The organism is Methylibium sp. T29-B, assembly GCF_000576225.1.
In the GTDB taxonomy this organism is placed as follows: domain Bacteria; phylum Pseudomonadota; class Gammaproteobacteria; order Burkholderiales; family Burkholderiaceae_C; genus Methylibium; species Methylibium petroleiphilum.
In genome coordinates this window covers 1-8513 of record NZ_AZSN01000151.1, presented here as the reverse complement: position 1 = coordinate 8513, position 8513 = coordinate 1, and the positions used below count along the sequence as shown (strand labels likewise).

The window sequence follows — 8513 nt, the reverse complement described above, 5'->3', positions numbered from 1 at the left end:
GGCGCCGCCGGGCGCGGCGGCGACATCCTCGCTGCCACCGCCCCCACCGCAGGCACCCAGGGCCAACAGCAGCCCCAGGGCGAGGAGGCGGTAGCGGGGCGGCGGCGCGCCGGCGGGACGGGGCTTGGCATGCATGGCGTCGAGCATGCCCGCGGCGCTGGCGGCGAGGCATGACAAAGTGCAACGCCGCGGCCCCGTCTTGTGACGGCTCGCACGCGGCTGGCCGGCGCTATGGGTGCGCCGGCTCCGGCTCCAGCGCCGACAGCAGCGCGGCGGCGAGGATGAGGGCACCGCCGATGAGCAGCTGCGGGCTCGGCACCTGGTCGCCGAGCAGCACCGCCGAGACCGAGGCGAACACGATCTCGGTGAGCATCACCACCGAGGTCACGTTCGCCCGCAGCCGGGCCGCGCCGTACTGCAACGCCAGGTTGGCGGCCAGAAAGGCCAGTGCCAGCATCGCCAGCGGCAGCAGCCAGAACGCTGCGGTGCCGGCGGCCAGGCCACGCTGCCGGCCGTGCTCAGGCTCAGCGCCAGCGCGCCGGCGACCAGCACGCCGCCGAGGAACATCGCCAGCGCCCGGCCCTCCGGCGGCCGCCGCGACTCGCGCCGCAGCATCACGTTGTTGAGCGCGAAGCTGAAGCCGCCGACGATGCCCAGCAGGTCCGCCAGACTCGACGGCAGCGGCCAGCCGGCGCCGGCGGGCTTCAGCACGATCGCCGCACCGGCCAGCGCCAGCAGCACGCGGAACAGCGCCCAGCGCGTGAGCCGCTCCTGCAGCAGCAGGCGTGCGAGCAGGGCGGTCCACAGCGGCATCAGATAGAACAGCAGCACCACACGGACCACGTCGCCGATCGTCACCGCCCAGTTGAACGCGGCATTGGTGGTGCCCGCCGCCAGTACCAGCACCCACAGCACCGGCGTGCGCCGCAGTTGGCCCGGGGCCTGCGGCCAGCGCAGCACGATCACCGCGACCGCCAGGCCATAGACCAACGCGGTCGCCCACAGCGGGTGCAGGCCGAACGAATGGAGCTGCCGGAACGGCCACCACGACACGCCCCACACGAAGGCGTTGAGCATCAACGCCAGCACCGCCAGCAGCGGCACGGCCGGCGGCCTGCCGGCGTGCTGCGGAGCACCCGTCATTGCGGGTCGCTGCGGGCCAGCGCGATCAGGTGATCGACCTCGTCCTTGTGGCGCACGCAGTTGTTGCGGTGCCACCGCTGGATCAGCCACATCGAGCCGGCGACCACCACGCCGAAGATCGTGATCGCGCCGAAGGCCGACAGGCCGAAGCGCGTCATGCCGGTGTAGAAGGCGCCGAGGCCGAGGATGCAGGCCTGCTCGTTGAAGTTCTGCACCGCGATCGAGCGGCCCGCACCCATCAGGTTGTGACCGCGGTGCTGCAGCAGCGCGTTCATCGGCACCACGAGGAAGCCGCCCAGGCCGCCCAGCAGCACCAGGAAGGGCGCTGCCACCCACACGTTGGAGATGAAGTTCATGCCGATCACCAGCACGCCCATCGCGATGCCCAGCGGGATCACGAGCGTGGCCTGGTCGAGCCGCATGCGCACCGAGGCCAGCACGGCACCGATCGCCGTGCCGATCGCCACCACCCCGACCAGCGACGAAGCCTGCGTGGTGCCGTAGCCCAGCGCCGCGGCGGCCCAGGCCAGCACGATGTAGCGCAGGTTGCCCGAGACGCCCCAGAACAGGGTGGTGGTCGCCAGCGAGATCTGGCCCAGCTTGTCGTTCCACAGCCGCGCATTGCAGGCCGAGAAGTCGCGCACCAGCGCGACGACGCTGTGCGCGACCGGCTGCAGCGGCGCTTGCGTGCGCGGGATGTAGAGATTGAACACGGCGGCCACGACGTAGAGCGAGGTGAGCGCGGCGATGGCGGCCTCGGGCGCGGTGTCGATGCCGGTGTCGACCAGCGGCAGGTCGATCGCCAGCAGCGTGGGCGCGACCGCGCGACCCACCAGCTGTCCGCCGAGCAGCACGCCGAGGATGATGGAGCCGATCGTCAGGCCTTCGATCCAGCCGTTGGCCTTGACCAGCTGCGAGGGCGGCAGCAGCTCGGTCAGGATGCCGTACTTGGCCGGTGAATAGGCTGCGGCGCCCAGCCCGACCACCGCGAACGCCACCAGCGGGTGCGAGCCGAACAGCATCATCAGGCAGCCGACGACCTTGATGGTGTTCGAGATGAACATCACCTTGCCCTTGGGCACCGCATCGGCGAACGCGCCGACGAAGGGCGCCAGCACCACGTAGAACAGGGCGAACATCGGCACCAGCGCGGCGCGCTGCCACTCGGGCTGACCGGAGGTCCTCAACAACTCGACGGCCGCGACAAACAGGGCGTTGTCGGCCAGCGAGCTGAAGAACTGCGCCGACATGATGGTGTAGAAACCTTTTTTCATCCGCTCGTCGGCTGCGGCATCCGGGATCGACCGGTGCCAAACTGTCTCCCTGCGGCGCGGGTTATAGCACGCGGTCCTGGCAGTCTCCGGGTGCCGCACCGGGGTATCAGGACGGCTGATGTACCTTGAATTTGCCTGCGTGCGGCCCTGCCGCCGCTTCGGCGCATGCACACTTGCGACATGCCGCGCCCCATCGAAGCCCTGATCCACGCCGAGGCCCTGACGCACAACCTGGCCCGCGCCAGAGCGGCCGTTCCCGACGCGCGGGTGTGGGCGGTGGTCAAGGCCCATGCCTACGGCCACGGCATCGCGCGTGTCTTCGAGGCGCTCCGTGCGGCCGACGGCTTCGCGCTGCTCGATCTGGCCGAGGCGCAGCAACTGCGCGACCTGGGGTGGCGCGGCCCGATCCTGCTGCTCGAGGGCGTGTTCGAGCCGCGCGACCTGGAGCTTTGCTCACGCCTGAACCTCTGGCACACGGTGCACTGCGAGGCGCAGATCGACTGGCTGGCGATGCACAAGACCCACCAGCCGCACCGGGTGTTCCTGAAGATGAACAGCGGCATGAACCGGCTGGGCTTCCGGCCCGCGGCGTTCCGCGCGGCGTGGACGCGGCTCCATGCGCTGCCGCAGGTCGACGAGATCTCGCTGATGAGTCACTTCTCGGACGCCGACGGCGGCCGCGGCATCGCCGCGGCGATGCAGGTCTTCGACGACGCCACGCGCGACCTGCCGGGCGAACGCAGCCTCTGCAACAGCGCGGCCACGCTGCGCCACGGCGCCGACGCTGCGGTGCGTGCCGACTGGGTGCGCGCCGGCATCATGCTGTATGGCTCCGCGCCCGATTTCCCCTCGCACGACATCGCCCACTGGGACCTGCAGCCGACGATGACGCTGCGCGCGCGACTGATCGGCACGCAGGATCTGCAGGCCGGCGACACGGTGGGCTATGGCAGCCGCTTCACCGCCGAGGCGCCGATGCGCATCGGCGTGGTGGCCTGTGGCTATGCGGACGGCTACCCGCGTCACGCGCCGAGCGGCACGCCGGTGCTGGTCGATGGCGTGCGCACGCGGCTGGTCGGGCGGGTGTCGATGGACATGGTGACCGTCGACCTGGGCGGGCTGCCCCAGGCCGCGCGCGGCAGCGAGGTGACGCTGTGGGGTCGGGCGTCGTCCGGCGCGGTGCTGCCGATCGATGAGGTCGCCCACGCGGCCGGCACCGTGGGTTACGAACCGATGTGCGCGCTGGCCGCGCGCGTACCGGTGCGGCTGGACGCCGCCGGCTGACCCGGCATGCAGCCGCGGCGCCGTCCTACAGCAGCGGCCCCGAGCCCCAGGCAACATCGGTCCCACGTTCATCAGGGGCCCGCCGATGCCACGCTACTTCGTCGCCTATGTCGCCGCACTCGCGGTGCTCGCCGTGCTGGACGCGCTGTGGCTCGGGGCGGTCGCCAAGGACTTCTATCGCGGGCAGATCGGCCCCCTGATGGCGGAGCAGGTGCGCTTCGGTGTCGCGGCATGTTTCTATCTGCTGTACATCGTCGGTGTGGTCGTGTTCGCCGTGGTCCCGGCGCTCGCGGCGGAGTCCGTGACGCGCGCGCTGATGCTGGGCGCGCTGTTCGGCTTCTTCGCCTACATGACCTACGACCTCACCAACCTGGCCACGCTGCGCGGCTGGTCATGGCAGGTCACGCTGACTGATATCGCCTGGGGGAGCTTCGTGTCCGCCGTCGCGGCCGGGGCCGGCTGCGCCGCAGCGCTGCGTTTCGGGCGCTGACCGGGTGCGCGGGCCCGTCATCCACTTCGGCATCGGTTGTGCCAATATCGGCCGTTTCTTCAACTGCCTCTCCCGGGAGACTTTCGCCATGGGCATCATTACCACCCTGATCGTCGGTCTGATCGTCGGCGCGCTGGCGCGTTTCGTGATGCCGGGCGAGCAGAAGATGGGCTGGATCCTGACCTGCGTGCTCGGCATCGCTGGGTCGTTCCTCGCCGGCTTCGTGGGTCAGTCGCTGGGTTGGTATGCGGTCGGCGAGCCGGCAGGCTGGATCGCCTCGGTGCTGGGCGCGGTGGTGCTGCTGTTCATCGTCGGCAAGCTGAACGCTTCCAAGGCCTGAGCGCAGAGGCCGCGCGGTGTCCGCCGATCCCGCCCTGGAGCGGCACTGCCGCCGCCTCGTGCGGCGGCAGGCGCTGAAGGCCGCCGGCGTGTCGGTGCTGCCGGTGCCGGGCGCCGATCTGTTCGTCAACGGCCAGTTGCTGGCGTCCACGCTCGGGCAGATCAGCGTGGCGCACGGGCTCGGGCCCGACCAGGTGGCGCGCCTGCCGGCGCCGTTGCGCAACCGGGTCGACGACCTGGCGATGGAGGTCGGCAGCTACCTGATCGGCCGAGCGCTGACGCAGGGCGTGCTGATCAGTGCGCTGCGCGGGCTCGGGGTCCGTCTGGGCGTGCAGCAGGCCGCCAAGTTCGCGCCGGTGGCCGGCCAGGTGGCGTCGGCTGCGCTGTCGGGCTGGATGTTCAAGCGCCTGTGCGACCGCCACCTCCTGCACTGCCAGCAGGTACGCGCTGCATTGCCCGAACTGCCGGCACCGCCGCCGCTGCCGGCCCTGCCTCACACCTGGGCGGCCCACTGATGAGCGATCGGCCGCTGCACCAGCTCATGATGAGCGTGCTGATGACGCCGGACATGGCCAATTTCTCTGGCAATGTCCACGGCGGCACGATCCTGAAGCTGCTCGATCAGGTGGCCTATGCCTGCGCGAGCCGCTACGCGGGCCGCTACGTGGTCACCGTGTCGGTCGATCAGGTGGTGTTCCGCGAGGCGATCCACGTCGGCGAACTGGTCACCTTCCTTGCGTCGGTCAACCTGACCGGCAGCTCGTCGATGGAGATCGGCATCAAGGTGGTGGCCGAGAACATCCGCACGCAGGTCGTGCGCCACGCCAACAGCTGCTTCTTCACGATGGTGGCGGTGGACGATGCCGGCAAGCCCACCGCGGTGCCGCCGCTGCAGCCGCCACGCCCGACGAGACGCGCCGCCACAGCGAGGCCCTGCAGCGCAAGGCGCTGCGCCGCGAGCTCGACGCTCGGCTGCGCGACATCAAGGGCGGCCCGGCGTGAACCGGGAGGCGCTGGCCGCGCTGCTGGCGCGCGAGGCCGAGTGCACCGCGGTGCGCGCCCAGGGCGCCGGCGGCCAGAACGTCAACAAGGTGTCGAGCGCGATCCACCTGCGCTTCGACGTGCCCGCCTCGTCGCTGCCCCCGGCACACAGGGCGCGCCTGCTGGCGCTCAACGACCAACGGCTCAGCAGCGACGGCGTGATCGTCATCAAGGCGCAGGAGCAGCGCACCCAGGCGCGCAACCGCGAGGACGCGCTGCAGCGCCTGCTGGAACTGGTGGCCAGCGTGGCGACGCCGCCGCGCAAGCGGATCGCGACGAAGCCGACCTTCGGCTCGAAGCAGCGGCGGCTGGAGAGCAAGGCGCGCGACGGCAGATCAAGGCACTGCGCCGCCGCGCGATCGACTGAGTCCGGCGGCTCGGGTAGCCCGGCGGGCCGCGCCACAATGCGGCGAATGGCCAAGGACAAGACGAACTACACCTGCAGCGAATGCGGCGGCACGAGCCCCAAGTGGCTGGGCAAGTGTCCGGCCTGCGGGGCCTGGAACACGCTGGAGGAGACTGTCGCCGAGCCGGCCGCGGCCACGCGGCATCGCTTCCAGTCGCTGGCGCGCAGCCAGCCCGTGGCCACGCTCAGCGAGATCGACGCGGCCGACGTCGCGCGCACGCCCACCGGCATCGAGGAACTCGATCGCGTGCTCGGCGGCGGCATCGTCGCCGGCGGCGTGGTGCTGATCGGCGGCGACCCGGGCATCGGCAAGTCGACGCTGCTGCTGCAGGCGGTCGACGCGCTGTCGGCGCAGATGAGGGTGCTGTACGTCAGCGGCGAGGAGAGCGGCGCGCAGCTCGCGCTGCGCTCGCGCCGGCTCGGCCTGGACGGCAGCCGCGTGCGGGTGCTGGCCGAGATCCACCTCGAGAAGATCCAGGCCACGATCGACGCCGAGCAGCCGGCCTTCTGCGTGATCGACTCGATCCAGACCGTCTATTCGGACCAGCTCACGTCGGCCCCGGGCTCGGTGGCCCAGGTGCGCGAGTGCGCCGCCCAGCTCACGCGCACCGCCAAGTCCAGCGGCACCAGCATCGTTCTGGTCGGCCACGTGACGAAGGAGGGTGCGCTGGCCGGGCCGCGCGTGCTGGAGCACATCGTCGATACCGTGCTGTACTTCGAGGGCGACACGCACAGCAGCTTCCGTCTCGTGCGGGCCATCAAGAACCGCTACGGCGCGGTCAACGAGATCGGTGTGTTCGCGATGACCGAGCGCGGCCTCAAGGGCGTGGCCAACCCGAGCGCGATCTTCCTCTCGACCCACGGCGAACCGGTCCCGGGCTCCTGCGTGATGGTCACGCTCGAAGGCACCCGCCCGCTGCTGGTGGAGATCCAGGCGCTGGTCGACAGCGGCGGGCCCAGTCCGCGGCGCCTGTCGGTCGGCCTGGAGCGCGACCGACTGGCGATGCTGCTCGCGGTGCTGCACCGTCATGCCGGCATCGCCTGCATGGACCAGGACGTGTTCGTCAACGCGGTCGGCGGCGTGCGCATCAGCGAGCCGGCGGCCGACCTGGCGGTGATGCTGGCGATCCAGAGCTCGCTGCGCGGGCGGCCGCTGCCGCGCGGCTTCATCGCCTTCGGCGAGGTCGGTCTGGCCGGCGAGGTGCGACCTGCGCCGCGCGGCCAGGAGCGCCTGAAGGAGGCGGCCAAGCTGGGGTTCAGTGTCGCGGTGCTGCCGAAGGCCAATGCACCGAAGAAGCCGATCGAGGGCCTGCGGATCCACGCCGTCGAGCGCGTCGAGCAGGCGATCGACGTGCTGCGGGAGCTGTCATGAGCGATGCGACCTTCGCGGACCTGCCCGCGCCGCCCTACTACGCGGTGGTCTTCAGCAGCCGACGCGCGCCGGCTGTCCTGGACAGCGACGACGGCTACGACGCGATGGCCGGCCGCATGGTCGAGGTCGCCGCCACGCAGCCGGGATTCCTGGGGGTGGAAAGCGCGCGCGACGTCGAGGGCTTCGGCATCACCGTGTCCTACTGGCGCAGCCTGGCCGACATCGCTGCATGGAAGGCACACGCCGAGCACAGCGTGGCGCGCGAGCGTGGCCGGCAGGCTGGTACACGCACTACGAATTGCGGATCGCGCGGGTCGAGCGCGCCTATGGCGGACCGCCCGCGCACGAGGGGCCGGCATGTTGAACCGACCCGGGATGGGCTGGTGCCTGGCCGCCGCGGGCCTGGTGGTGGGCTACTGGGGCTATGGCTGGCCGGGGCTGGCCCTGGCGGCGACGGCGATCGTGTTCTGGCTGCTGCTGCAGTTCAGCCGCGCGATGCGCGTGATGCGCCAGGCTGGCAGCGGGCCGATCGGTCAGGTCGGCAGCGCGTGATGCTCAACGCCAGGCTGCGGCCGGGCCTGACGATGCTGGAGATCCTGCCGCTGACCGGCAGTCTGGGGGTGGTGATCGGCGACCCGGCCGACGAGGCCTTTCGCTGGCGTGACGCTGGCGGCGCCAGCGTACGCCTGCAGCTCGAGCGCGGGCGCCTGCAGTCGTGGGTGCTCGAACGCGAGGACGCGGCGGCGCCCGATCGCTAGCGGGGCCGTTCAGCCGCCGAAGCGCCGGCGCGAGACCAGACCGACGACGCGAGCGCGGCCAGGATCAGTGCGACCGTGTTGGGCTCGGCCACGCTGCCCGCATCGGCTTCGGGCGTCACGGCACGGGCGGCGACGGGCGCGGCGATCGCCGGCGTCGACCGGGCCACCGGATGCTCCGCGGCCCCGGGGCGGGTCTGGGCCTGGCTGCCGTAGGCGATGGCGGCCAGGGTGAGCGTGGCGAGCAGGGGCTTGAGGAACACGTTCATGGGTGACCGAAGTTCGGCTCGGGATCGAGCGGGGCAAGAAATTGCTGCACAGCACAAAAGTACCGCCGTACCCTTGCGCCATCAACCCCGTGAAGGGGGGTTCCCCCCGGTTCAGGGGGCGGCGGGCGGGGGCGGCCGGC

At 71.3% G+C, this 8513-nt stretch carries 9 protein-coding genes and 4 pseudogenes; 10 read left to right on the top strand and 3 right to left on the bottom strand.

The window, feature by feature from the left end; translation table 11 throughout:
* Positions 1–229 precede the first annotated feature (229 nt).
* Positions 230–1143 (bottom strand): annotated as a pseudogene (locus Y694_RS17685) (DMT family transporter).
* The gene (gene lplT / locus Y694_RS17680) at positions 1140–2417 is read right to left on the bottom strand and encodes a lysophospholipid transporter LplT (RefSeq protein ID WP_036234901.1); all 1278 of its coding nucleotides are present in this window, start codon (positions 2415–2417) and stop codon (positions 1140–1142) included. Before lplT ends, Y694_RS17685 begins: the two are co-directional and overlap by 4 nt.
* Before the next feature lie 180 nt (positions 2418–2597).
* Here lplT and alr point away from each other — a divergent pair, with 180 nt between their 5' ends.
* The 10 genes and pseudogenes from alr (at position 2598) to Y694_RS26135 (ending at position 8107) form a co-directional block, all read left to right on the top strand.
* Positions 2598–3701, top strand: coding sequence for an alanine racemase (alr, locus tag Y694_RS17675; RefSeq protein WP_011831135.1), 1104 nt, complete (start codon positions 2598–2600; stop codon positions 3699–3701).
* A gap of 85 nt (positions 3702–3786) precedes the next feature.
* Complete coding sequence (locus Y694_RS17670) at positions 3787–4191, top strand: DUF2177 family protein (protein WP_036234898.1); 405 nt, start codon at positions 3787–3789, stop codon at positions 4189–4191.
* 88 nt (positions 4192–4279) lie between these two features.
* Entirely contained in the window at positions 4280–4531 is a 252-nt protein-coding gene (locus Y694_RS17665) for a GlsB/YeaQ/YmgE family stress response membrane protein (RefSeq protein ID WP_036234896.1), read from the top strand.
* A gap of 16 nt (positions 4532–4547) precedes the next feature.
* Positions 4548–5045 (top strand): hypothetical protein, encoded by a 498-nt coding sequence (locus Y694_RS17660; RefSeq protein ID WP_011831132.1) that lies wholly within the window; start codon positions 4548–4550, stop codon positions 5043–5045.
* Positions 5045–5532 (top strand): annotated as a pseudogene (locus Y694_RS23690) (acyl-CoA thioesterase). The gene Y694_RS17660 and the pseudogene Y694_RS23690 overlap by 1 nt, the downstream one beginning before the upstream one ends.
* A pseudogene (arfB, locus tag Y694_RS26145) lies at positions 5529–5918 on the top strand (alternative ribosome rescue aminoacyl-tRNA hydrolase ArfB); the annotation flags it as partial. The pseudogenes Y694_RS23690 and arfB, both read left to right, overlap by 4 nt.
* A 66-nt stretch (positions 5919–5984) precedes the next feature.
* Complete coding sequence (radA, locus tag Y694_RS17650; protein WP_036234903.1) at positions 5985–7349, top strand: DNA repair protein RadA; 1365 nt, start codon at positions 5985–5987, stop codon at positions 7347–7349.
* A pseudogene (locus Y694_RS23685) lies at positions 7346–7713 on the top strand (antibiotic biosynthesis monooxygenase family protein). Before radA ends, Y694_RS23685 begins: the two are co-directional and overlap by 4 nt.
* Positions 7707–7901 (top strand): hypothetical protein, encoded by a 195-nt coding sequence (locus Y694_RS26140; RefSeq protein WP_231497751.1) that lies wholly within the window; start codon positions 7707–7709, stop codon positions 7899–7901. The pseudogene Y694_RS23685 and the gene Y694_RS26140 overlap by 7 nt, the downstream one beginning before the upstream one ends.
* Positions 7901–8107, top strand: a complete 207-nt coding sequence (locus tag Y694_RS26135; protein WP_231497750.1) for a hypothetical protein — start codon at positions 7901–7903, stop codon at positions 8105–8107. The genes Y694_RS26140 and Y694_RS26135 overlap by 1 nt, the downstream gene beginning before the upstream one ends.
* On the opposite strand, the gene Y694_RS17640 is transcribed toward Y694_RS26135, so the two are convergent.
* Positions 8104–8373: a hypothetical protein gene (locus Y694_RS17640; protein ID WP_036234887.1), complete on the bottom strand. Its 270-nt coding sequence runs from the start codon at positions 8371–8373 to the stop codon at positions 8104–8106. The genes Y694_RS26135 and Y694_RS17640 overlap by 4 nt on opposite strands.
* Between the last annotated feature and the right edge of the window lie 140 nt (positions 8374–8513).

Excerpts from the sequence above, each read along its gene's own strand:
- lplT (WP_036234901.1), bottom strand. The coding sequence starts at position 2,417 with ATGAAAAAAGGTTTCTACACCATCATGTCGGCGCAGTTCTTCAGCTCG.
- alr (WP_011831135.1), top strand. The coding sequence starts at position 2,598 with ATGCCGCGCCCCATCGAAGCCCTGATCCACGCCGAGGCCCTGACGCAC.
- Y694_RS17670 (WP_036234898.1), top strand. The coding sequence starts at position 3,787 with ATGCCACGCTACTTCGTCGCCTATGTCGCCGCACTCGCGGTGCTCGCC.
- Y694_RS17665 (WP_036234896.1), top strand. The coding sequence starts at position 4,280 with ATGGGCATCATTACCACCCTGATCGTCGGTCTGATCGTCGGCGCGCTG.
- radA (WP_036234903.1), top strand. The coding sequence starts at position 5,985 with ATGGCCAAGGACAAGACGAACTACACCTGCAGCGAATGCGGCGGCACG.
- Y694_RS26140 (WP_231497751.1), top strand. The coding sequence starts at position 7,707 with ATGTTGAACCGACCCGGGATGGGCTGGTGCCTGGCCGCCGCGGGCCTG.
- Y694_RS26135 (WP_231497750.1), top strand. The coding sequence starts at position 7,901 with ATGCTCAACGCCAGGCTGCGGCCGGGCCTGACGATGCTGGAGATCCTG.
- Y694_RS17640 (WP_036234887.1), bottom strand. The coding sequence starts at position 8,373 with ATGAACGTGTTCCTCAAGCCCCTGCTCGCCACGCTCACCCTGGCCGCC.